The following is a 22,717-nucleotide window of genomic DNA, read 5'->3' on the forward strand; positions in this document are numbered from 1 at the left end:
CCTTCGTCCTTGTGTCTCATGACGGCACCGACAAGGCCTTCATGATCAGGTTCGTCAGCCACGAGACGACCGAGTCTCCGGTGAGCAAGGAGTAGAGGACAGCCGCGAAGGCCGCGACGGCGACCGTGACGATCGCGTACTCGACCGTCGTGGAACCGTCGTCCGAGCGGGGCCGGCGGCGGAACGCGCGCATGGGGGTATCCCTTCGATGGGGGTTCGTGGTCAGAAGAGCGGGCCGAGCCGCCCGGCGAGGCCGAGGACGACCGGAAGCACGCCCAGGCAGAAGAAGGCCGGTAAGAAACACAGACCGACCGGCAGGGCGAGCGCCACCCCGGCTCGCTCGGCGCGCTCCTCGGCTTCGGTGGCCAGTTCGTCGCGGAGACGTCCGGCAAGGTCGCCGGCCGCCGTGGCGAACGCTGTGCCGGAACGGGACGTCCGGATCGCCGCGACGGCCAGTTCGTCGAGACCCGGGACAGCACGCACCGGCGCCCAGGCCTCGTCCGGCCGGGAGCCGAGAGCGAGCAGCCGGGCCGTCGAGGTCAGCGCCGTCCTCACTGCCGCGGGCGCGACGCCGGCCACGGCCTCCAGTGCCGAGGGCACCGGCAGCCCTGCGCGCAGGCAGGCGGCCAGGAGGTCGAGCGTTCCCGCCAGCCGCAGCTTGGCGGCGATGTCGCCGGCCGGTGGTCGCGGGCGGCGGGTGCGGCGGATCGCCCACCACCCGGTCGCGGTCACGATCGTGCCCGCCACCGCCCCGGCGATCCCGCCGACCAGCACCGCCGTGGAGATGCCGCCCACCGCCGCCGCGATGTGGGGTACCGCGCGGCGCCCCCTGCGGACGGGCTTCGGGCCGGTCAGCTGCGTGAAACGCCGCGCGATGGCTTCGTCCGGCCAGCTCAGCAGGGCCCCGGCGAAGAGCAGGAGCGCGATCGCGGTCACCGGATCCGCACCTGTCCGGTCAAGGCGCGGCACCAGGCCGTGCCCGCCCAGAGCAGGAGGCACCCGGCGACCAGCAGCACCTGGCCCGGTGTGCTGCCAGTCAGTACCGACAGCGGCGCCGCGCCCATGGCCTGCCCGAGCAGCACGCAGAGGACGGGCAGCCCGGTGAGCACCGCGGCGCTCGCCCGCGGCCCGGCCAGCTTGGCACGCATGCGGCGGCCGAACACGAGACCGGCTTCGGCGTCGCGGCGGGCTGCGTCGAGGACGTCGGCCGTCGGGAGGCCGTGGCGCTGGCCGAGCGTCCAGGCCGCGGCCAGTTGGGGCAGGGCCGGGGCGCGTAACTCCGTGTCGAGCCGCGCCGCCGTCGCCAGGGCGCGGAGGTCGTCCGCCACCGCCGGGACCACGTCCGCGGCGGCTTCGGCGGCCGTGACCGGGTGGGCACCGGATCGGAGCTCGGCCACCATCGTCCGCAGCGCGATCGCGGTGTGTGCCGCCATCGTCAGGTCCGCGGTGGCTCGGCGGTGGGCTCGCCACTCCTGGCTCCACGCCAGTGTCAGCACGCCGGCGGCGATCGCGCCGCCGGCTCCCGCGAGCAGTCCGGCGATGGCGGCCGGGAGCAGCCAGCGGACGACGCGCCACACCTCGGGCACCCGAACGGTGGCCGCTGGCTCGAGCGCGATCTGGAGCCGGTTCGGCGGCGCGGGCCAGCACGCCAGCGCCGCCCCCACGCACAGCGGGAGCCACGGAGTGATCATCGCCGCCTCCTTCGGTGACGCGGGAAAGCGTTCAGCAGCAGGGAAATCCGCACCAACAGGAGGCTCAGCACGCGATCGCCCCCGACGTTGCGAACAGGTGCCGGTCGACCGTCCACCGGCCCGCGCGCCACACCGGCACGACCCGGGCCCGGCCGTGTTCCGGGCGGAGCACGCCGACTTCGGCGAGGCGACGGCGGCCGCCGGGTTCGCGCCGCATGTGCAGCACCACGCGGATCGCGGCGACGAGCTGGCTGTGCACGGCATCGCGGCCGAGGCCGCCGAGCGCGGCCAGTGCTTCGATGCGGGCGGGCACCTCGGCCGGGGAGTTGGCGTGGACGGTGCAGGCGCCGCCGTCGTGGCCGGTGTTGAGCGCGGTGAGCAGTGCGCCGACCTCGGCGCCGCGGACCTCACCGACCACCAGCCGGTCGGGACGCATGCGCAGCGCCTGGCGCACGAGCTCGGGCAGGCCGACCGCGCCCGCACCCTCCACATTAGGCGGTCGGGCGACAAGGCCGACGAACTGCGGGTGCGCGGGCTGCAGCTCACCGGCGTCCTCGACGCAGACGATCCGTTCGCCCGGGTCGACGGCGCCCAGCAGCGCGGCCAGGAGGGTGGTCTTGCCCGCGCCCGTGCCGCCGGTGACGAGGAACGCCATCCGCTTCGATACGACGGCGCGGAGGAGGTTGGCGCCGGCCTCGTCGAACGCGCCGAGTTCGCCGAGGGTGGCGAGGTCGTGCGTCGCCGGGCGCAGGACGCGCAGGGACAGGCAGGTGCCGCCGGCCGCGATCGGCGGAAGGACGGCGTGCACACGGATGCGGCCGTGGGGGCCGGCGGCGGGGAGCCAGCCGTCGACGTAGGGCTGGGCGTCGTCGAGGCGGCGCCCGGCTGCGAGAGCGAGGCGCTGAGCCAGGCGGCGGACGGATTCTTCGTCCTTGAAGCGGATGCCGGTGCGGGTGAGGCCTTGCGGGCCATCCGTCCAAACTTCGTGCGGGCCGGTGACGAGCACGTCGGTGGTGGCGGGATCGTCGAGGAGCGGGGCCAGCGGGCCGGCGCCGACGAACTCGTCGCGGGCTTGGCGGGCGGCGTCGAGCACGGCCTCGTGGCCGAGGGCGCCGCCTGCTTCGGCGCGGACTGCGGTCGCGACGGCGACCGGGTCGGCCTGGCGGCGGTCGCCGGCCAGGCGGTTGCGGACGCGGTCCACGAAGTCGGTGGTCATGAGTTCGCCCGTCGTGCTCGGTGGGTGGGTTTCGAGGTGGCCGGTCGGGGATCGCGGGATGCGGTGACTCGGGTTCCTGGCTGGGAATACGGTGGCGCGAGGTCGCGAGGTGCGGCCGGTGGGCTGCCGCGAAGTGCAGTCACGCGAGTGCCTTGCGACGGACAGCGGCCCGGCGTTGGCGGGGGCTGCGCCGTCAGAGCGGATGCCGCGGGCGTCTTCGGCTGGGCGGGCAGCAGCCTCGAGATCGTTGCCGGGGACCGGGTCAGGAGGCTCAACACCGTGGGCAGCAGCAGGTCCGACACTCTGGTCGGGGCGCCGCTTGTGCGGAGGTCGGCGGCCGTGGGGGTCATTGGGCGGCCGCCTCTGCTTCGCTGCGGGCTATCGAGAGGATCTTGCCCGCCGCCGTGGTGAGGGGGCCCTTTCGGTTCGTCGGGAACTCGGCGCGTTCCAGTGCCTGCCAAACGCCGCGCTCCGGGGGCATCGAGGCCAGCACGGGCGGGCCGATGAGGGCAGCCCCACCTGCGACCGGGTCCTTCGAGTGTCCACAGATGACCAGACCGATGCGCGCGGTCAGTTCCTGCAGCCGGCACAGCACCTTCTTCGCCGCCAGGCATGCTCGGTACTCCAGCGGCACCATCAGCACCACCAGGTCGGCCCGTAACACCGCCTCCTCGGACGCCTCACCGAGGGCGCGCGGGAGGTCGCACACCACCGTGCGGCCCGTGCGGCGACCGGAGGACAGGATCGCCGACAACGACCCGGCATCGGGGCCTCCACCTTCGGGCCCGGACGCGAGCACCGGGAGACTACCGCCGCGGTGCCTTCGCTGCGGGAGATCGGCGACCAGTGACGACACCGATGCCCGGCCGCTCAGCCGCACGGCCGGCCAGCGTGCTCCGGCCGTCTTTTCCAAGCCGAGCAACACGTCCAGGCCGCCGCTGAGCGGATCGCAGTCGAGCAGCAGGGCGCCGCCTGGTTCGCAGTCGGCCGCCAGCGCCAGCGTCGCCGCAAACACGGACGCGCCCGCGCCGCCCCGGCCGCCGACCACGCCGAGCACCAGACCGGGTTGCTCGGCCGGTGTCTCGACGACGTCGGCGAACGCTCCGGCGAGCTCGGACTCCTCTTCGGGCAACGAGATCACGCGGTCGACGCCGCCGCGGTACGCGTGCTCCCACGTCGCCTGTCCCGGACCGCCCTTGCAGACCAGGACGATCCCGCGGCGGCGGGGCAGCACCGGTGAGTGCCGCACGGCTTCTTCGTCGAGGACCACCAGTGGCGCGCGGGCCCAGTGCCCGCTCGCCGCCGTCAGGTCCGGGGCGCGGTCGAGTTCGCAACCCGCGACCGCGGCCACGCGCAGCACCTCGTCGAGCACGGTTTCGTCCGCGGCGATCACCAGCGGTCGTTCCCCCGTCATGCGTTCCTCCCCCGTCGTCGGTGCGGGCCGTGGGTGGCCCGGGTTCCACCGTCGCGGGCGGGGACGGGGTGGCACAACGGGTCGGACGGCCGGCTGTGGACAACCGGGGTGTTGTGGACAACTGCCGCCCGCGGACCCTCTCGCGGACCGGTTCTGCCGGTGGGCCATGGCAGGATCACGGCCGCGCGCCACGCATCTGCAGCCGAAATGGGGCACGAATATCCGCACGCCAAGATTCCCTGCCCGTCGCGAACCATGATTCGTGACGCACCGGAAAATTGCCGAAGGTTAACGGAAGGCAAGAAATCCGCGCCCGCCATGAGAAGGCAGGAATCCGACCACGGTAAAGACAACCGGAAAGGCAAACAGAAGGTAAGAGGGCGGCCCCCGCCAGGGGGGAGGGACGGGGGCCGCCGTGGGTTCAGCCCCGGGGGGTCGGACTGAACCGGCCCGGTTGGACACCGGGCTCCCTCACTGTAACTCCGCCCGGCGCCGGTTCGCGCGCCGGACCAGGCACACAGTTCGGTAACGGCACAGCGCGCCCGAAGTGCCTGCCTGTCATGGATTTTCCGTCCGGCGCGACGCGCGCGTGGTGGATCAACGGGACGCGCGGCGATCAAGCTCCTATCCTGGGCTGGTGGCCGAACCGAGCAGCGCGCCGTCGCGCATCCGGAAGCCGGGCCCGGAGCACGCGGTGGCCGCGTTCTTCGACCTGGACAAGACGATCATTGCTTCGTCGAGCGCGCTGGCGTTCAGCAAGCCGCTCCTCAAAGAAGGATTGATCAACCGTCGCGCCGCGTTGCGAAGCGCATACGCGCAGCTGGTGTTCTCGCTCGCGGGCGCCGACGAGAACAAAACCGAACGGCTGCGCGCCGAAGTTTCCGCGTTGTGCGCCGGCTGGGACGTCGCCCAGGTTTCGGCGATCGTCCGCGAGACCCTGCACGACGTCGTCGACCCGCTCGTGTACGCCGAGGCGGCCGAGCTGATCGCGCGGCACCGCGAGGACGGGCACGACGTGATCGTGTTGTCGGCGACCGGCGAAGAAGTCGTCGCGCCGGTGGCGGAGATGCTCGGGGCGACCCGGAGCGTCGCCACGCGGATGCAGATCGTCGACGGCCGCTACTCCGGCGAAGTCGACTTCTATTGCTATGGCGCAAACAAGGCCGTGGCCGCGAAGCAGCTCGCCGCGACCCACGGCTACGACCTCGCCGAGTGCTTCGCCTACACCGACTCGAGCACCGACATCCCGCTGCTCGAGGTCGTCGGGCACCCACACGCGGTCAACCCGGACAAGCTCCTGCGGCGGGAGGCCCTCGAGCGCGGCTGGCCGATCCTCGCCTTCGACCGGCCGATGTCGCTGCGCACCCGTATCCCGACCCGATCGGCCGGGATGGTGGCACTCGGCGTCGGCGCGGTGGCCGCCGGGGCGACCTGGTACGGCCTCAACCGTCGCCGTCGGTCCCGCTGACCGGACAGCCGCCACCCACACGGCCGTACGGCCTCCACTTTGCCAGGCCCAGCCCCGAATTGTCCGTCGCGGAGGGTGCCGGTGTCACCCGATCCAGCCTCTGTACCGGTGCACCCGTCCGCGCACTTGAAGTGACCGGGCTCACGGCGTAGAAAGTAGGTGCGGACGTTCGGTCGGCCAGGGAACAGGTAGAAGAGAAGCCTGTTCCACCCCGGCAAACCTCCGTGCGCGGACTCCGGGTACCCACGCGCAGCGCGCCGCGGGAGGCTCGTCGTCTAGGGACTGCGTAGTGGGACGCCACACGCCGAGTCCATGTAGGTACGACCAGAGTTGCACGCTTGGTCGCCCGAGAAGTTCGCGCTTGCAGGCGGCGCCCGTGGCTTCGGCCACGGGCGCCGCCTCGTCTATTCCGGGGGTACGTTCCGGGCATCTCGCGTGACTGGCGGGGAATCTCGCGTGACTGGCGGGGCATCACACGTGATTGAAGGGGCATCACGCGTACCTGGAGGGTCGGCCTGCGTGCCTGGAGAGTCGGCTTGCGTACCTGGAGGGTCGGCTTGGCTACCGATCCGGGTACGACTGGGCCGTTCGTGCGGTCGGTCGATGGACAGCGCCGGATTCGGTGAGTAGCTTCCCGATATTGGCGCCTCCGGGTGGACTTCTGACGTCCCGACCGGCGCCCGCTACTTCTGGGAGGCTGGTCGTGACGACCCGAAATCGGAGGTTCCATGCGCTCGCCCTGCCCGTCGCGGGGGTGCTCGCCTTCACTGGTGTGGGTGTCGCGTCCGCGGCGAGCGCACCGCGCGTGAGCGCCGAAGCGCAGGCCGAGGCCGCCGCCACGCAGGCGCTGCGGGGGCTGACGCTCGAGCAGAAGGTCGGGCAGCTGTTCGTGACCTGGGTGAACGGGAAGACCGCCGACGAGGTCAACCCGAAGAACCAGGCCGACTTCGGCGTCGACACCCCGGCGCAGGTCGTCGCGAAGTACCACCTCGGCGGGGTCATCTACTTCGACAACGCCACGCGCGACAACTTCGACAACCCCGTGCAGGTCGCGAAGCTGTCCAACGGCCTCCAGAAGGCCGCCATCACCAGCGGGGCGCACATCCCGCTGCAGATCGCCGCCGACCAGGAGGGCGGCACCGTCACCCGGATGGGCGCGCCGGCCACCGAGTTCCCGAACGCCATGGCCATCTCCGCCGGGCGGGACACGAACCGCGCGACGCAGGCCGCGACCATCCTCGGCCGGGAGCTGCGTGCCGTCGGGATCAACCAGGACTTCGCGCCCGATTCCGACGTCAACTCCAACCCCGTCAACCCGGTCATCGGGGTCCGGTCCTTCTCCGGCCAGCCGGGCCTGGCCAGCGACTTCGTCACCGCCGAGCTGAAGGGCTTCGCGAAGTCCGTCGCGGCGACGGCCAAGCACTTCCCCGGGCACGGCGCCGCACCGACCGACAGCCACACCGGGCTGCCGCGGATCGACAGCACCGAGGCGTACTGGCGGACCAACGACGTGCCGCCGTTCAAGGCCGCGATCGCGGCCGGCGTCGACTCGATCATGAGCGCGCACATCCAGTTCCCGAGCCTCGACCCGTCGCTCGAACCCGCGACGCTGTCGAAGCCGATCATCACCGACCGCCTGCGCACCGAACTGGGCTACAACGGCGTCGTGATCACCGACTCCCTCGAGATGGAGGGCGTGCGCAAGCTGCACAGCGACGCCGAGATCCCGGTGCTCGCGCTCAAGGCGGGCGTCGACCAGCTGCTCATGCCGGTGCACCTCGAGCTCGCCATCAACTCGGTCCTCGCCGCGGTCAGGTCCGGTGACATCCCGATGCGGCGGATCGACCAGAGCGTGCTGCGCGTGCTGAAGCTGAAGTTCAAGCGCGGCATCCTGTTCTCGCCGTTCGTGAACCCGGACAAGGTCATGAAGACTGTCGGCATCCCGGCCAGCCTCAAGACCGCGCAGGACATCGCCGACCGCGGCATCACGGCCATCGCGAACGACGCCGGTCTCCTGCCCCTGAAGCAGAAGCCCGCGACGGCGCTCGTCACCGGCTGGGGCGTCTCCACGACGGCGAACCTCGCCCAGAAGCTGACCGCGCACGGCACGGCCGCGACGGCCTTCCAGACCGGCCAGACCCCGACGGACGCCCAGGTCGCGCAGGCCGTCGCCCAGGCACAGAACGCCGACCTCGTCGTCGTCCTGACCAACAACATCGCCACCTACCCCCTGCAGACCAAGCTGCTCGACGCACTGCAGGCCACCGGGAAGCCGGTCGTCGCGGTCGCCGCGCAGATCCCGTACGACGCCGGGTACCCGAGCGCCGTGCAGACGTGGCTGGCCACCTACGGCTACATCGGGCCGACCCTCGAAGCGCTGGCCAAGGTGGTCCTCGGCGAGACGAAGCCGGTCGGGAAGCTGCCGGTCGACATCCCGGCGGGGGCCGACGTGCACACCGTGAAGTACCCCTTCGGCCACGGGCTGACGTGGTGAACCTCAACCGGCGGCACTTCCTCGGCGCGAGCGCGCTCGCCGTCCCGATGCTGGCGGGCGGCTCGGCCGTCGCCGGAGCGCAACCGGACGCAGCACACCCGAGCCGCGTCCTGACCGGCGCCGAACAGCTGGCCGCGCAGGGCTGGGGACCGCTGAAGGGCCGCAAGCTCGGCGTGCTCTCGAACCCGACCGGCGTGCTGCTGAACGGCGACCACATCGTCGACTCGATGGTCGCGGCCGGCGTGAAACCGGTGGCGGCCTTCGGCCCGGAACACGGCTTCCGCGGCAGCGCGCAGGCCGGCGGTTCCGAAGGCGACTACACCGACCCACGCACCGGCATACCGGTCTACGACGCGTACGGCGTCGACGCGACGAAGCTCGCTTCGCTGTTCACCAAGGCCGGCGTCGACACGGTGGTGTTCGACATCGCCGACGTCGGCGCCCGGTTCTACACCTACATCTGGTCGCTCTACACGGCGATGGTGGCCGCGGCGCAGGTCCACGCCACCCTCGTCGTGCTGGACCGGCCGAACCCGCTCGGCGGCCGGGCGGCCGGGCCGGTGCTCAACCCCAAGTTCGCCTCGGGCATCGGGCGGCAGCCGATCGCCCAGCAGCACGGCATGACCGTCGGCGAGCTCGCCCGCTTCTTCGCCGGAGAGTTCCTGCCGGCCGAAAAGGTGAAGCTCGACGTCGTCCAGGTCCGCGGCTGGCGGCGTGACACGCTCTTCGCGCAGACCGGGCTGAACTGGGTGCTGCCGAGCCCGAACATGCCGACGCCGGACACCGCGCTCGTCTACCCGGGCACCGGGATGTTCGAAGGCACGGTGTTCTCCGAGGGCCGCGGCACCACCCGGCCGTTCGAGATCATCGGCGCGCCCGGGCTCGACTGGCGCTGGCGCGAGAAACTGGAAGACGAGCAGCTGCCCGGAGCGAAGTTCCGCGAGACGTACTTCGTCCCCACGTTCAGCAAGTTCGTCAACCAGACGTGCGGAGGCGTGCAGCTGAGCGTCGAGGACCCGCGGGCCTTCGACGCGATCCGGACGGCCGTCGCCATGCTCGTGACGGCGAAGGCCGTGCACCCGGACGTGTTCGCGTGGCGCCCCGACAACTACATCGACAAGCTGTCCGGGTCCGACCGGCTCCGGACCATGGTCGACGCCGGCGCGGGCGTCGACGAGGTCACCGGCGCCTGGCGGGCCGAGCTGGCCGCATTCGACCGGAGACGCCGCCACTACCTGCTCTACCGCTGAGGGGGAGACTCGTGCGTGCTAGGAAGGTGCTCGTCGCGGCCACCGGAGTACTGGTCGCACTGACCACACTGACCTCGGGAGCCGGCGCCATCACCAGCCACGACCCGGTGACCGGCCGCTTCGACCGGCCGCAGCAGGGGTTCGCCCCGCCGTGGACGACGCTGCGCGACGGACGGCCCCGGGACGTCGATCTCGACCCGGCGCCGATCAAGGCGGCCGAGGACTTCCTGGCGAGCTGGACGAGGCCGGACTCCTCCGGGCACCCGCACTTCTCCGGGGCGGTCGGCCTGCTCGCGCACGACGGCGTGGTCGTCGACCGGTACGCGGTGGGCGGCGCGCTGCGGTACGCCGACGCCCAGGGCACCGAACTGCCGCCCGCCCAGCAGGTCCCGATGAAGAACGACACGATCTTCGACATGGCTTCGATCTCGAAGCTGTTCACCTCGATCGCCGTCCTGCAGCTGGTCGAACGCGGGCAGTTCACCATCGACACCCCGGTCAGCCGCTTCTTCCCGGAGTTCGCCACCGGCGACAAGGCCGCCATCACGGTCAAGATGCTGCTCACGCACACCTCCGGCTTCGACGCCGACCCGATCCCGTCGCTCTGGGCTGGCTACCCCGACATCCCGTCGCGCCGCCAGGCCGTGCTCGACAGCCCGCTGAAGAACAAGCCGGGGACGACGTACCTCTACTCCGACATCAACCTGCTGACGCTCGGGTTCATCGTCGAGAAGCTGACCGGGCAGTCCCTGGACAAGGTCGTCCACGACCGGATCACCGCGCCGCTCGGCATGATCGACACCGGCTACAACCCGCCCGCCGCGAAGCTGAACCGGATCGCCGCGACGGAGTTCGAGGCGAACCCGCCGCGCGGAATGGTGCGCGGCAGCGTGCACGACGAGAACGCGTGGTCGCTCGGCGGCGTCGCCGGACACGCGGGCGTGTTCAGCACCGCCGGCGACATGGCTGTCCTCGCCCAGGCGATCCTCAACGGCGGCAGCTACCGCGGGCACCGGATCCTGCGGCCGGAGACCGTCCGGCGGATGCTGACGAACTACAACCAGCAGTTCCCGGACGACTCGCACGGCCTCGGCTTCGAGCTCGACCAGCCCTGGTACATGGGTGCGCTGGCGTCGCCGGTCACCGCCGGGCACACCGGGTACACCGGAACGACGCTGGTCATCGACCCGGAATCCCGGTCGTTCGCGATCCTGCTGACCAACCGGGTGCACCCGTCCCGGAACTGGGGCTCGATCAACACCGCCCGCCAGGTCTGGGCGACGTCGCTGGCCAGGGCCATGGCGGTGCGGCCGGTCGCCGGAAAGGACGCCTGGGCGAGCACGCTGGGTAACGCCAGCGTTGCTACGCTCAGTACTCGCGCATTTACTACGCACAGCGATCAAGCGCGGGTGTCGTTCGCTGCTTTCGTGGACACCGAGGGCAGCGGTGATCCACTTCAGCTGCAGGCCAGCACCGACGGCGTGAACTGGCAACCGATCGCCCTTTCGGTTTCGGGACCGGGGGCACCCTCCGGAACCGTGACGTCGCTCTCCGGACACGGGCACCGTGCCTGGTGGCGGGCGGTCGGCACACTGCCGCAAGGCGCGTCGGTGAGCCTCCGCTGGCGTTACAGCACCGACCCGAGTTACACGGGACGGGGCGTTTCGGTCGACGGTGTGAAAGTCACCGAGAGCGGCCGATCACTCCTCGACGGTGAACGAGACCCCGCTGTTTTCGTTGCAGAGGGTTGGCAGTTGACCTCTCGGTGACCGGCCGGTCGCCGAATGTCCACCGCAAGCCGGATTTTACCGTCCGCTTGCCGCTTGCACCGCGACACTAAGTTGCCAAGTCGTTAGCTTGACCTCGTTAACAAGGTCGACCTGGTTGGCGACTTTCTGGTCAGTGATTAATCGCAAATCCAGATCCGCAGACACGGACGGGTTGCGATCCGACCGAAGGGTGTGGGTAGCCTTGTCGCAGATGCCAACGGTTAGTAACTTTCCGACGGTGAGTGATACCGAATCCGTAGCCGGCACGGCACTGTCCGAGCCCGTATCGGTCCAGACGGCCGTGCGGGACGCGGACTCCAGCCCGCTGGTGCGGATCCGGTCGCTGCTCCCCGGCCTGGCCCGCGCCGAACAGCGCGTGGCCAAGGTGGTGCTGGAAGACCCCGCATCCGTTGCGCGGCGCAGCATCACCGAGGTGGCCCTGGCCGCCAACACGAGCGAGACCACGGTGACCCGGTTCTGCAAGGCCGTCGGCGTCGGCGGGTACCCGCAGCTGCGCATCGCGCTGGCCGCGGACACCGCGCGCACCGAGGCGCGCACCACGCGCAACCTCGGCGGAGAGATCGGCCCGGAGGACGACCTGGCCGCGGTGATCGGCAAGGTCAGCTTCGCCGACGCCCGCGCCGTCGAGGAGACGGCCGACCAGCTCGAGGTCGCCACCCTCGAGCGGGTGATCGAGGTCGTCGCGAACGCCGGCCGCGTGGACGTCTACGGCGTCGGCGCCAGCGCGTTCGTCGCCGCCGACCTGCAGCAGAAGCTGCACCGCATCGGCCGCGTGTGCTTCGCGTGGTCGGACACGCACATCATGCTCACCTCGGCCGCGGTGCTGAGCCCCGGTGACGTCGCGATCGGCATCTCGCACACCGGCGCGACCACCGACACCGTCGAGGCGCTGCGGGTGGCGCGCGAGCACGGCGCGAGCACCATCGCCGTGACGAACTTCCCGCGCTCCCCGATCACCGAGGTCGCCGATCACGTTTTGACGACCGCGGCCCGGGAAACCACGTTCCGTTCGGGAGCGACGGCGAGCCGGATCGCCCAGCTCACCGTCATCGACTGCCTGTTCATCGGGGTCGCGCAGCGGCACATGGACGCGTCGGTCAGCGCGCTGGACGCGACCAGGGACGCAGTCGGATCGCACCGCTTGGGGGTCAGGCCGGACGGTCGTCGCCGTCCGCGGGAAACCGGCAAGTAATGACCGGAGAAAATGTGAGGCGCATGATGACCGTCCCCGTGCAGGCGGTGCACGTCGATTCGCCGACCGAGACCCGCAATCCCCGCACCAAGGACATCGACCTGATGTCCACCGCGGGGATCCTGGGCGCGATCAACGCCGAGGACCGCACGGTCCCCGGTGCCGTGGCCGCGGTGCTGCCCCAGGTGGCGCGCGCGGTGGACCACGCGGTGGACGCCCTGCGGGCCGGGGGCCGGGTGCACTACGTCGGCGCGGGCACGTCCGGGCGGCTGGCCACCCTGGACGCGGCCGAGCTGGTGCCGACGTTCAACGTGCCGGGCGACTGGTTCATCGCGCACCACGCCGGCGGCGAGCGCGCGCTGCGCCAGGCCGTCGAAAACGCGGAGGACGACTCGGCGGCGGGCGCCGCCGAGATGGCCGCGATGGTGCAACCGGGTGACTTCGTGCTGGGGCTGACGGCGTCGGGCAGGACGCCGTACGTGCTGGGTGCGCTGGCCGCGGCTTCGCGCCAGGGCGCCCGGACCGGCCTGGTCTCGGGCAACGCCAAGGCCGCGAAGCCGGCCGGGGTGGACGTGCTCATCGCCGTCGACACCGGTCCGGAGGCGATCGCCGGCTCGACGCGGATGAAGGCGGGCACGGCGCAGAAGATGATCCTGACGTCGTTCTCCACCGCGACGATGATCAAGCTGGGCCGGACCTACTCCAACCTGATGGTCAGCATGCGGGCGACGAACGCGAAGCTGCGCGGCCGGACCATCCGGATCCTGCAGGAAGCCACCGGCATGACGATGGCGGACTGCTCGGACGCGCTCACCGAGGCCGGGGGCGACCTCAAGGTGGCGCTGGTGCACTTGCTGTCCGGCGAGGACGTCAAGAGCGCCGCGAAGGCGTTGCACACGACCGGCGGGCACGTGCGCAAGGCGCTGGACACTCTCAGGGTGCGAGCTAGCTAGATCTTCATCTGTTCACCTGTCTAACCTCTCAGATGAGCGGGAAGGCTGGTGGGCGATGGCGGGCACGGACGAGGACTCGCGACGCGGGCTGTCGCGTCGCGAGTGGGTGTCGATCGGCGGGATGGCGGGGTTCGTCCTGCTGCTGAACGTCGTGGGCTGGGGCGTGCTCACGGCGTTCGTCGCGCCGCACCACTACGCGCTGGGCACCTCGGGCGTGTTCGGGATCGGCCTGGGTGTCACGGCGTTCACGCTGGGCATGCGGCACGCGTTCGACGCCGACCACATCGCCGCGATCGACAACACGACCCGCAAGCTGATGGGCGACGGCCAGCGGCCGCTGTCGGTCGGGTTCTGGTTCTCCCTCGGCCACTCCACGATCGTCTTCGTGCTCTGCCTGCTGCTGTCACTGGGCGTCCGCGCGCTGGCCGGGCAGGTCGAGGACGACTCGTCGGCGCTGCACCAGGCCACCGGCGTGATCGGGACGTCGGTGTCCGGGGTGTTCCTGTACGTGATCGCGATCCTCAACCTGGTGGTGCTGGTCGGGATCCTGCGGGTCTTCCGGCAGATGCGCCGGGGTGAGTTCGACGAGGCCGCGCTGGAGCGGCAGCTGGACAACCGCGGCCTCATGAACCGGCTGCTGCGCGGGGCGACGAAGGCCGTGCGCAAGCCGTGGCACATCTACCCGGTCGGGCTGCTGTTCGGGCTGGGCTTCGACACCGCGACCGAGATCGGGCTGCTCGTGCTGGCCGCGGGCGCGGCGACGTTCGCGCTGCCCTGGTACGCGATCCTCGTGCTGCCGATCCTGTTCGCGGCCGGGATGAGCCTGTTCGACACCGTGGACGGCTGCTTCATGAACTTCGCCTACGGCTGGGCGTTCGCGAAGCCGGTGCGCAAGATCTTCTACAACCTCACGGTGACCGCGCTGTCGGTCGCGGTGGCGCTGCTCATCGGGACGATCGAGCTGGTGTCGATCCTCGCCGAGAAGCTGGACATCACGAGCGGGCCGCTGGCCGCGATCGCCTCGGTGGACCTGGACTACGTCGGCTTCGGGATCGTCGGGCTGTTCGTGCTGACCTGGGTCGTCGCGCTGGCGGTGTGGCGGTTCGGGCGGATCGAAGAGAAGTGGTCGGCGAAGCTGACCGGCTAAGAAGCCGCGTCGGAGATGCTCTTCGCTTCGCGCGCGCCCGCTTCGAACGCTTCGCAGCAGAAGAGCAGCCACGCGCGTACGCCCTCCGGCGTCCCGCTCGCGAATCCCTCCGCCGCCTCGAGGTAACGCGGGACCCGGCGGAAGAAGGCCACTTCGGGCACGCTCAACGACTTCGGATCGAGGCCGGTCGCGACCATCGTCAGGCGGGCGGCCGCGCGGGCGACCACGCCGTCCGCACTGCCGAACGGCTTGAGCGCCAGCAGTTCCCCGTGGACCACCGCGGTCAGGACCGGGCCCGGGACCGAGGTCGCTCCGGTCACCAGCTGGGCCAGCAGCTCCAGCCGGCCGCCGCCGGACTGGGGGCGGCCCAGCGCATCGAGGTCGTCGACGAGGTCCGCCGCGGCCAGGACGTGCAGGCGCGCCAACGCCTGCAGCGGTGCGCGGCGCCACGTCGGCAGCAGCGTCTCGAGGGTCTCCGCGACGCGCAGTGCGCCGGCCAGGACCGGGTCGGCGACCGCGCCGTCGACCGGGAGTTCCGGATTGGCGCCTTCGATCCCCGCGGACGCGCGGGCGGCGCGCACGGACGCTTCGGCCGCCGTCGCCGCGCCGCCGCGGAGGTTCGCCGGGAGGCGGTGGACCGCGAACACCGCGTCCTGTGCGGACTTCGCCGCCGCCGCGACGCCTTCGAGGTCGAGGAGCGGCTTCAAGGGGTCGCTCATGCGTCGAGCACCTGTCCTTCGCGGGTGACCACGGGCGGCAGCACCGACCACGGGAAGTTGATCCAGCGGTCGGTGTGCCGCCAGACGTACTCGCACTTCACCGTCGAGTGCGGCTTCTCGTAGACGACGGCCGAGCGGACCTCGGCGACGTGCTCGAGGCAGAAGTCGCGGACCAGCTTGAGCGTGGCGCCGGTGTCGGCGACGTCGTCGGCGATCAGCACCTTCTTGCTCGTCAGGTCGACGACGTTGGGCACCGGCGGCAGCATCACCGGCAGGTCGAGGCGCTGGTCGACGCCGGTGTAGAACTCGACGTTCATCACGTGCAGGTTCTTCACGTCGAGCGCGTAGCCGAGGGCGCCGGCGACGAACAGGCCGCCGCGGGCGATGGAGAGGATGAGGTCCGGCGCGAAGCCGTCTTCGGCGATGGTGTGAGCCAGTTCACGGCTCGCCGTGCCGAACAGCTCCCAGCTCAGCTCTTCCCGCTCCTCGGCCATCGAGCCCGCCCTTCCCGTCGTGGTCCGCCGAGCATAGGCAACGCGGAAGTGGACTCCTGAAATGATCAGAAATTGGCTCTCCTGAGCAGCCACTGGCCGAACTACCGTGATCGCGTGAGCGATTGGACCACGCAACCGACCCTCTCCGGCGAGCACGTCCGCCTGGAGCCGCTGTCCCCCGAGCACGCCAAGGGCCTCCTGGAGGCCGGCGCCGACCCGGGCATCTGGGCGTGGCTGAGCATCCGGCAGCCGGGGGATCTTCCCGCCGCCGAGCGGATGGTCGAGCAGGCGCTCGCCGACCCCGACCGCCGCCCCTTCGTGCAGCTCGACCCCGCCTCCGGCCGCGTCGCCGGGACGACGTCGTACTACCAGGTCGTCGAGAAGCACCGGATCCTGTCGATCGGGCACACGTGGATCGGCGCGGACTGGCAGCGCACCGGGCTGAACACCGAGTCGAAGCTGCTGCTGCTCACGCACGCGTTCGAAACCCTTGGCGCGCAACGGGTCGCGTGGGAGACCGACATCCGGAACCTCCGCTCGCAACGCGCCATCGAACGGCTTGGCGCGCTTCGCGAAGGCGTCCTGCGCGCGCACCGGATCCGGCCGGACGGGTCGTCGCGCGACACCGTCCTCTACTCGATGCTCGCGCCGGAATGGCCCGCCGCCAAGGCCCGGCTGAACGAACGCTTAGTCAGCGGGGCTCGCCGGGCACGGTGAACCGGCGGGTCACGTGGGTGCAACCTTTTACAAGGCGGACTAACGTCGCTAGCGTGCCGCTAGCCGTCGTTTCGGCGCACTACAGGAGGCCTTGCAACCATGACCGAGCAGTCCCCCGCCCTGGACAACCTGCTCACCGAGAGCCGCACCTTCCCGCCCAGCGACGAATTCGCTGGCCAGGCCAACGCGAAGGCCGATCTCTACGCCGAAGCGGACGCCGACCGCGAAGCGTTCTGGGCCAAGCAGGCCGAGCGGCTCACGTGGGACACGAAGTGGACCACGGTACTGGACTGGACCAATGCGCCCTTCGCGAAGTGGTTCGTCGGCGGCAAGCTGAACGTCGCCTACAACTGCGTCGACCGGCACGTCGAGTCCGGCCACGGCGACCAGGTCGCGATCCACTGGGTCGGCGAGCCGGGTGACACCCGGGACATCACCTACGCCGAGCTGAAGACCGAGGTTTCCAAGGCCGCCAACGCACTCGCGTCGCTGGGCGTCACCGCCGGCGACGTCGTGGCGATCCAGCTGCAGATGGTCCCCGAGGCCATCTTCGCGATGCTCGCGTGCGCGCGGATCGGCGCGCTGCACAACGTCGTCTTCGGCGGCTTCTCCCCGACGGCGCTGCGGGCGCGCGTCGACGACGCCGCCGCGAAGGTCGTGATCACCTCCGACGGCCAGTTCCGCCGCGGCAAGGCCGCGCCGATGAAGGCCAATGTCGACGAAGCGCTCGAAGGCGCCGAGACCGTCGAAAAGGTCGTCGTCGTGAAGCGCACGGGCGACCAGCTCGAGGGTGACGTCCCGTGGACCGACGGCCGCGACCTGTGGTGGCACGAGCTCGTCGACGGACAGTCCGAAGAGCACACTCCCGAGGCGTTCGACAGCGAGCACCCGCTGTTCATCCTCTACACGTCCGGGACGACCGGGAAGCCGAAGGGCATTCTCCACACGTCGGGCGGCTACCTGACGCAGACCGCGTACACGCACCACAACGTCTTCGACCACAAGGCCGGCGAAGACGTCTACTGGTGCACCGCGGACATCGGCTGGATCACCGGCCACAGCTACATCGTCTACGGCCCGCTCGCCAACCGCGTCACGCAGGTCGTCTACGAAGGCACGCCGAACACCCCGCACGAGGGCCGGCACTGGGAGATCATCCAGAAGTACAAGGTCTCCCTCTACTACACCGCGCCGACGCTGATCCGCACGTTCATGAAGTGGGGCGCGGAGATCCCGGAGAAGTACGACCTGTCGTCGCTGCGGGTGCTGGGTTCGGTCGGCGAGCCGATCAACCCCGAGGCGTGGATCTGGTACCGCGAGAACATCGGCGCGGGCCGGACCCCGATCGTCGACACGTGGTGGCAGACCGAGACCGGCGCGATCATGATCTCGCCGCTGCCCGGCGTCACCCCGACCAAGCCGGGCTCGGCGCAGAAGGCGCTGCCGGGCATCTCCGCGAAGGTCGTCGACGACACCGGTGCCGAGGTCGGGCCCGGCGGTGGCGGGTACCTGGTGCTCGACAAGCCGTGGCCGTCGATGCTGCGCGGGGTCTGGGGCGACGAGGAGCGCTTCAAGGACACCTACTGGTCGCGGTTCAAGGACCAGGGCTTCTACTTCGCCGGCGACGGCGCGAAGTACGACAACGACGGTGACGTCTGGCTGCTCGGCCGCGTCGACGACGTGATGAACGTGTCCGGCCACCGCATCTCGACGACCGAGGTCGAGTCGGCGCTGGTCTCGCACCCGACGGTGGCCGAGGCCGCGGTCGTCGGCGCGACCGACCCGACGACCGGCCAGGGCATCGTCGCGTTCGTCATCCTGCGCGGCAACGCCGACAGTGGCGCTGCCGGCGGCGAGGAGGCCATCCAGGCGCTGCGCAACCACGTCGCGAAGGAGATCGGGCCGATCGCGAAGCCGCGGCAGATCATGGTCGTGCCGGAGCTGCCGAAGACGCGTTCGGGCAAGATCATGCGCCGTCTTTTGCGCGACGTCGCGGAGAACCGGCAGGTCGGCGACGTCACCACGCTGGCCGACTCGACGGTGATGGACCTGATCTCGTCGGGCCTGAAGACGGGCAAGTCGGAGGAGTGAGCTAGCGTTCTCCTCGTCAGAGCCCTTCCGGCTTCGCGCCGGGAGGGCTCTGCCATGACACCCCCGAGTGGCACGAGTCGAACGCATGTTCTACGCTGTGCCGCGAACCACACCCACTTCCCGGGCAAGGAGACGACACGACGATGACCGTGGATGTCCTGACGCACGACGAGGAAACGGCTTCGGCTCCGGTTTCCGCTCCGGTTCCGGCTTCGGAGGTTTCCGCCGACGAGGCGGCCGTCACCGAGTCCGCGTCCCCGGCCCCCTCGGAGGACTCGCCCGAGCCCGCCGCCGAGGAGGCCCCGAAGCCGAAGCGCGGCCGCCCGAAGGGCGCGGCGACGGCGTCGACGGCGAAGAAGACCCGCACGGTCGAGCTGACCCTGACGGTGACCGGCACCGCCGACGGCGAGTGGCAGGCCGAGCTGAAGAACGGCTCGAAGTGGGTCGCCAAGGGTCTCGAGATCCCCGCCGCGGCGGTTTCGCGCGCGGCGAAGGAGCTGCACAGCGACCTCTCCGGCCCGATCGACGAGGTGATCAACCAGGCCCGCGAGGCGCAGGCCGCGAAGGTCGCCGCGCTGGAGGCCGAGCTCGAGAAGGCCAAGCAGGCTCTGGCTGAGCTGGACGCCTGAGCTTCACTCCGGGAGACGCCCGGTCCGCTTTCCGCGGGCCGGGCGTTTCCGCTTTCAAGGCTTCAGGCGTGATTCGAAGTCCGCCAGCCAGGCCCGGAAGTCGAGCGGGCCGTACAAGTACTCGCCCGGCGCAACAGGCATGTCCGCGCCCCACAGATTCTGGATCGCGTCGAAGACCAGCTCGTCCTCGACTTTGCAGTCCGATCCGACCCATCGGCCGGCCCAGTCGGAGGCTTCGACGGCGGTGAGTCTTCCGGCGGCGAGGCCGCTCAGCACGTGCCACACCTGTCCACGGGTCGGTTCCGCTGTTTCGCCGAGCTCCAAGTGCATCGCCCTCCCCCGGCCCCGAAGAAAGCTGCCCCCACCCTCTCCGGGGGGACGTCCCAGTTCCAGTCTATCGGCTCCCACCTGCGAAAACCGGCCGTTCGTCGATCTGTGGACAACTCGCGCCAGATGACAGACAAGAGCCGGACCTGTGGATGGACGGTTGCGGCTCGGCCGAAAATCAGCTAGCAAAACCACTCCGACCCGTGGCTCAAGCGATCGACTCGCGTACCCGGGAAGTCGGCTCGGCGCACCCCAAGGGTCGGCCTGCGTACCTGGAGGGTCGGCCTGCGTACCTGGAGGGTCAGGCGATCGGTGGCCGGGCGGGCAGGGGTGACTTGAACTCGACCCACATCGAGTCCGTCAGGGCCTCGACGTGGTGCGTGACCCCGCGTGGGTGCACCACCGAATCACCCGGCTCGAGGACGGCCTCCACGCCGTCCACCGCACCGCGCAGCCGGCCCGACAACACGTAGACGATCGAGTCGTGGTCGTGCGCGTGCGGCGGTGACGCCACTCCCGCCGGGTAGTGGATCAAGTAGGCCAGTCCGCTCGCTGCGTGCTCCAGCAGCCGGAACCGGCCTTCGCCGCCGAGTAGCGGCAAGCCCTCCACCGTCACCAGCGGCTGCCACACCTGCTCTTCCATGCCGTCCATCATGACCCAGCCCGGCTGAGAGTCCACACAGGACCAGTTAGGTAAGGCACTCGTTATTTAGGCCCACCTGACCGAAAACTCTGGTCTCGCCACCATTCCGCTTCCGTGTTTCACTGGTCCGGTGACCGATACGGCCGTTGAGCACGCCCACGAACCGCACCAGGGACTGGGCGGGAAGCTGAACTGGCTGCGGGCCGGGGTGCTCGGGGCGAACGACGGCATCGTGTCCGTCGCCGGCATCGTCGTCGGCGTGGCCGGGGCGACCACGGAAAGCACCACGATCCTCACCGCCGGAATCGCCGGGCTCGTCGCCGGCGCCTTTTCCATGGCCGGCGGGGAATACGTTTCCGTGAGCACCCAGCGCGACACCGAACAGGCCTTGCTCCGGCTCGAAAAGCAGGAACTCAAGACGATGCCGGAGGCCGAGGAGCGCGAGCTCGCCGAGATCTACGAGGGCAAGGGCCTCTCACCGGAACTGGCGAGCCAGGTCGCCCGCGAACTGACCGAAAAGGACGCCCTGCAGGCGCACGCGGAAGCCGAACTCGGCATCGACCCCGGCAACCTCACCAGCCCGTGGCAGGCCGCGTGGGCGTCGCTGCTCGCGTTCTCCGTCGGCGCGCTGCTGCCGATCCTGTCCATCGCCTGGGCCGGCGTCTCCCTGCGGGTGTGGGCGTGCGCCGCCGCGGTCGTCGTCGGCCTCACGCTGACCGGGTGGATCAGCGCGAGGCTCGGCGACGCGAACGTGGTGCGCGCGATCATCCGCAACGTCGGTGTCGGCGCGCTCACCATGGTCGTGACCTACTTCGTCGGCGTCATCTTCGGGGTCACCGTGGGCTAGTGAACGCCCTTCATCAGCTTGCGGATGAAGGGGATGCCCAGGAACAGCAGCACGCCGACGGCGACGGCGATCCCGCCGACCGTGCCGAAGTACGGCGCCTCGTCGTCGACCGAGTAGTACTCGGAGAGCTTGCCCGACATCGCCGTGCCGAACGACACCGACAGGAAGTTCAGCGCCACCATCTGCGTCGGGAACGCCGCCGGGGCGAGCTTGGTCGACAGCGACAGCCCGACGGGCGAGAGGCACAGCTCGGCCATCGTGAAGACGAACAGGATGCCGATCAGCGCGAGCAGCGGGCTGGCGTTCTCGCCGCTGCCCGCCATCGGCAGGAACAGCAGGAACGCCACGCCCATCAGCACGGTGCCGATCACGAACTTCATCGGTGTCGACGGCTGACGCTCGCCGAGCTTCGTCCACAACGCCGCCAGCAGCGGCGCGAACACGATGATGAACACCGGGTTGATCGAGTTGACCCAGGCGACCGGCATCTCCCAGCCGAACAGGTTCCGGTCCAGCCGCTGGTCGGAGTAGACCTCGACGACGGTGAACTGCTGCTGGTACAGCGAGAAGAACACCGCACTGGCGATCCACATCGGGATGAACGAGAAGACCCGGCTGCGCTCGTCCCCGGTGATCTTGCGGCTGGCCAGGATGATCACGAAGTAGCTCACCGAGATGATCCCGACCACCCAGACGACGACGTCGGCGAGGTTGCCCGGGTTGACGACCCCGGTCAGCAGCAGGACGAGGACGACGGCGACCAGCACGAGCGCGACACCGGCGGCGAGCAGCCGCCGGGACGCGGGCAGCGGGTCCGGCACCGCCTTCGCGCGCTCGCCGAGGTTCTTGCGGCCGAGGGTGTACTGGACCAGGCCGAGGGCCATCCCGATCGCGGCCAGGCCGAAGCCGAGGTGGAAGCCGACGTCCTTCTGCGCCCAGCCGGTCAGCAGCGGGCCGACGAACGCACCGAGGTTGACGCCCATGTAGAAGATCGTGAAACCGGCGTCGCGCCGCTCGTCGCCCTCGGCGTAGAGGGTGCCGACGATCGCCGTCGCGTTCGCCTTGAGCCCGCCGCTGCCGACCGCGACGCAGGCGAGGCCGACGCCCACACCGACGAGGCCCGGCAGCACCGCGAGGCTGATGTGGCCGATCATGATCAGGACGGCGCTGGAGAACAACGTGCGTTCGGAACCCAGCAGCCGGTCGGCGACCCAGGCGCCGACGACGGCGAACAGGTACACGAGCCCGCCGTACGCGCCGACGATGCCGAGGGCGTCTTCCTGCGGCAGGCCGAGACCGCCCTCCGCGGCCGTCCGGTAGAGGTAGAGCGCGAGGATGCCGAGCATCCCGTAGAAGGAGAAGCGCTCCCACATCTCGATGCCGAAGAGGTTCGCCAGTCCTCGTGGGTGCCCGAAGAACCTCGTGTCCTGCTGGACCTCGGTTGAGGTGCTCACAACTCGTCTTCCTTTGTCTAGGGACTTCGTTGTCGATTCGCATGCTATGAGCCCACCGGGTTACCCACCACCGATACCCCGTGTGGCGGCGGTCATGACGATGCGTGACAAAGGACTGGTAAAATCGAGTGAAGGTGCGCCGGGAAGTCTGGTCGGCAACAGTGATCAGCAACCCCTGGAG

At 70.3% G+C, this 22,717-nt stretch carries 21 protein-coding genes; 11 read left to right on the forward strand and 10 right to left on the reverse strand.

Translation table 11 applies throughout. The features are described 5' to 3' along the window. Positions 1-16: 16 nt before the first annotated feature. The 5 genes from IE317_RS21095 to ssd all read right to left on the reverse strand — a co-directional run bounded on the left by IE317_RS21095 (position 17) and on the right by ssd (position 4,321). Entirely contained in the window at positions 17-193 is a 177-nt protein-coding gene (locus IE317_RS21095; RefSeq protein WP_191312630.1) for a DUF4244 domain-containing protein, read from the reverse strand. A 29-nt stretch (positions 194-222) separates the two neighbouring features. After that, positions 223-936: a type II secretion system F family protein gene (locus tag IE317_RS21100; protein ID WP_191312631.1), complete on the reverse strand. Its 714-nt coding sequence runs from the start codon at positions 934-936 to the stop codon at positions 223-225. Then, positions 933-1,691: a type II secretion system F family protein gene (locus IE317_RS21105; protein ID WP_191312633.1), complete on the reverse strand. Its 759-nt coding sequence runs from the start codon at positions 1,689-1,691 to the stop codon at positions 933-935. Before IE317_RS21105 ends, IE317_RS21100 begins: the two co-directional genes overlap by 4 nt. A gap of 64 nt (positions 1,692-1,755) precedes the next feature. Next, positions 1,756-2,907 (reverse strand): TadA family conjugal transfer-associated ATPase, encoded by a 1,152-nt coding sequence (locus tag IE317_RS21110; protein ID WP_191312635.1) that lies wholly within the window; start codon positions 2,905-2,907, stop codon positions 1,756-1,758. Between the two features lie 346 nt (positions 2,908-3,253). Continuing rightward, positions 3,254-4,321 (reverse strand): septum site-determining protein Ssd, encoded by a 1,068-nt coding sequence (gene ssd, locus IE317_RS21115; protein ID WP_191312637.1) that lies wholly within the window; start codon positions 4,319-4,321, stop codon positions 3,254-3,256. Positions 4,322-4,958: 637 nt separating this feature from the next. Between ssd and IE317_RS21120 the strand changes: the two genes are divergently transcribed. The 7 genes from IE317_RS21120 (at position 4,959) to IE317_RS21150 (ending at position 14,615) form a co-directional block, all read left to right on the forward strand. Then, on the forward strand, positions 4,959-5,789 hold the full coding sequence (locus IE317_RS21120; RefSeq protein ID WP_103337791.1) for an HAD family hydrolase: 831 nt from the start codon (positions 4,959-4,961) through the stop codon (positions 5,787-5,789). Positions 5,790-6,543: 754 nt separating this feature from the next. Further along, positions 6,544-8,283: a glycoside hydrolase family 3 protein gene (locus IE317_RS21125; protein WP_191312811.1), complete on the forward strand. Its 1,740-nt coding sequence runs from the start codon at positions 6,544-6,546 to the stop codon at positions 8,281-8,283. Further along, positions 8,280-9,533 carry an exo-beta-N-acetylmuramidase NamZ family protein gene (locus IE317_RS21130; protein ID WP_191312639.1) on the forward strand — a complete coding sequence of 418 codons (1,254 nt, stop codon included), beginning with the start codon at positions 8,280-8,282 and terminating at the stop codon, positions 9,531-9,533. Before IE317_RS21125 ends, IE317_RS21130 begins: the two co-directional genes overlap by 4 nt. A gap of 11 nt (positions 9,534-9,544) precedes the next feature. Next, complete coding sequence (locus tag IE317_RS21135) at positions 9,545-11,302, forward strand: serine hydrolase domain-containing protein (protein ID WP_191312641.1); 1,758 nt, start codon at positions 9,545-9,547, stop codon at positions 11,300-11,302. 238 nt (positions 11,303-11,540) lie between these two features. Beyond that, positions 11,541-12,515: a MurR/RpiR family transcriptional regulator gene (locus IE317_RS21140; RefSeq protein WP_229902824.1), complete on the forward strand. Its 975-nt coding sequence runs from the start codon at positions 11,541-11,543 to the stop codon at positions 12,513-12,515. Positions 12,516-12,538: 23 nt separating this feature from the next. Further along, positions 12,539-13,468 (forward strand): N-acetylmuramic acid 6-phosphate etherase, encoded by a 930-nt coding sequence (locus IE317_RS21145; protein ID WP_191312643.1) that lies wholly within the window; start codon positions 12,539-12,541, stop codon positions 13,466-13,468. 55 nt (positions 13,469-13,523) lie between these two features. After that, positions 13,524-14,615 carry a HoxN/HupN/NixA family nickel/cobalt transporter gene (locus tag IE317_RS21150; protein WP_191312645.1) on the forward strand — a complete coding sequence of 364 codons (1,092 nt, stop codon included), beginning with the start codon at positions 13,524-13,526 and terminating at the stop codon, positions 14,613-14,615. On the opposite strand, the gene IE317_RS21155 is transcribed toward IE317_RS21150, so the two are convergent. Both IE317_RS21155 and IE317_RS21160 read right to left on the reverse strand, forming a co-directional pair. After that, positions 14,612-15,334 (reverse strand): oxidoreductase, encoded by a 723-nt coding sequence (locus tag IE317_RS21155; RefSeq protein ID WP_191312647.1) that lies wholly within the window; start codon positions 15,332-15,334, stop codon positions 14,612-14,614. The genes IE317_RS21150 and IE317_RS21155 overlap by 4 nt on opposite strands. Next, on the reverse strand, positions 15,331-15,828 hold the full coding sequence (locus tag IE317_RS21160; protein ID WP_191312649.1) for a phosphoribosyltransferase: 498 nt from the start codon (positions 15,826-15,828) through the stop codon (positions 15,331-15,333). The genes IE317_RS21155 and IE317_RS21160 overlap by 4 nt, the downstream gene beginning before the upstream one ends. Before the next feature lie 114 nt (positions 15,829-15,942). Here IE317_RS21160 and IE317_RS21165 point away from each other — a divergent pair, with 114 nt between their 5' ends. The 3 genes from IE317_RS21165 (at position 15,943) to IE317_RS21175 (ending at position 19,265) form a co-directional block, all read left to right on the forward strand. Then, entirely contained in the window at positions 15,943-16,545 is a 603-nt protein-coding gene (locus IE317_RS21165; RefSeq protein WP_191312651.1) for a GNAT family N-acetyltransferase, read from the forward strand. 99 nt (positions 16,546-16,644) lie between these two features. After that, a complete protein-coding gene (acs, locus tag IE317_RS21170) occupies positions 16,645-18,636 on the forward strand; it encodes an acetate--CoA ligase (protein ID WP_191312654.1) in 1,992 nt (663 codons plus the stop codon). 143 nt (positions 18,637-18,779) lie between these two features. After that, a complete protein-coding gene (locus IE317_RS21175) occupies positions 18,780-19,265 on the forward strand; it encodes a DUF6319 family protein (RefSeq protein WP_191312656.1) in 486 nt (161 codons plus the stop codon). 54 nt (positions 19,266-19,319) lie between these two features. On the opposite strand, the gene IE317_RS21180 is transcribed toward IE317_RS21175, so the two are convergent. Further along, positions 19,320-19,595, reverse strand: a complete 276-nt coding sequence (locus tag IE317_RS21180) for a hypothetical protein (protein ID WP_191312658.1) — start codon at positions 19,593-19,595, stop codon at positions 19,320-19,322. A 298-nt stretch (positions 19,596-19,893) separates the two neighbouring features. Further along, the gene (locus tag IE317_RS21185; protein WP_191312815.1) at positions 19,894-20,247 is read right to left on the reverse strand and encodes a cupin domain-containing protein; all 354 of its coding nucleotides are present in this window, start codon (positions 20,245-20,247) and stop codon (positions 19,894-19,896) included. Positions 20,248-20,365: 118 nt separating this feature from the next. Between IE317_RS21185 and IE317_RS21190 the strand changes: the two genes are divergently transcribed. Continuing rightward, entirely contained in the window at positions 20,366-21,082 is a 717-nt protein-coding gene (locus IE317_RS21190) for a VIT1/CCC1 transporter family protein (RefSeq protein WP_191312659.1), read from the forward strand. Here the strand turns inward: IE317_RS21190 and IE317_RS21195 are convergent. Next, positions 21,079-22,536, reverse strand: coding sequence for a peptide MFS transporter (locus IE317_RS21195; protein WP_191312661.1), 1,458 nt, complete (start codon positions 22,534-22,536; stop codon positions 21,079-21,081). The genes IE317_RS21190 and IE317_RS21195 overlap by 4 nt on opposite strands. Between the last annotated feature and the right edge of the window lie 181 nt (positions 22,537-22,717).

This window comes from Amycolatopsis bullii (genome assembly GCF_014654205.1).
Taxonomy (GTDB): Bacteria; Actinomycetota; Actinomycetes; order Mycobacteriales; family Pseudonocardiaceae; genus Amycolatopsis; species Amycolatopsis plumensis.

Coding starts and splice junctions, on each gene's coding strand:
- IE317_RS21095 (WP_191312630.1), bottom strand. CDS start 193: ATGCGCGCGTTCCGCCGCCGGCCCCGCTCGGACGACGGTTCCACGACG.
- IE317_RS21145 (WP_191312643.1), top strand. CDS start 12,539: ATGATGACCGTCCCCGTGCAGGCGGTGCACGTCGATTCGCCGACCGAG.
- acs (WP_191312654.1), top strand. CDS start 16,645: ATGACCGAGCAGTCCCCCGCCCTGGACAACCTGCTCACCGAGAGCCGC.
- IE317_RS21150 (WP_191312645.1), top strand. CDS start 13,524: ATGGCGGGCACGGACGAGGACTCGCGACGCGGGCTGTCGCGTCGCGAG.
- IE317_RS21180 (WP_191312658.1), bottom strand. CDS start 19,595: ATGCACTTGGAGCTCGGCGAAACAGCGGAACCGACCCGTGGACAGGTG.
- IE317_RS21155 (WP_191312647.1), bottom strand. CDS start 15,334: ATGAGCGACCCCTTGAAGCCGCTCCTCGACCTCGAAGGCGTCGCGGCG.
- IE317_RS21160 (WP_191312649.1), bottom strand. CDS start 15,828: ATGGCCGAGGAGCGGGAAGAGCTGAGCTGGGAGCTGTTCGGCACGGCG.
- IE317_RS21105 (WP_191312633.1), bottom strand. CDS start 1,691: ATGATCACTCCGTGGCTCCCGCTGTGCGTGGGGGCGGCGCTGGCGTGC.
- IE317_RS21110 (WP_191312635.1), bottom strand. CDS start 2,907: ATGACCACCGACTTCGTGGACCGCGTCCGCAACCGCCTGGCCGGCGAC.
- ssd (WP_191312637.1), bottom strand. CDS start 4,321: ATGACGGGGGAACGACCGCTGGTGATCGCCGCGGACGAAACCGTGCTC.
- IE317_RS21185 (WP_191312815.1), bottom strand. CDS start 20,247: ATGATGGACGGCATGGAAGAGCAGGTGTGGCAGCCGCTGGTGACGGTG.
- IE317_RS21175 (WP_191312656.1), top strand. CDS start 18,780: ATGACCGTGGATGTCCTGACGCACGACGAGGAAACGGCTTCGGCTCCG.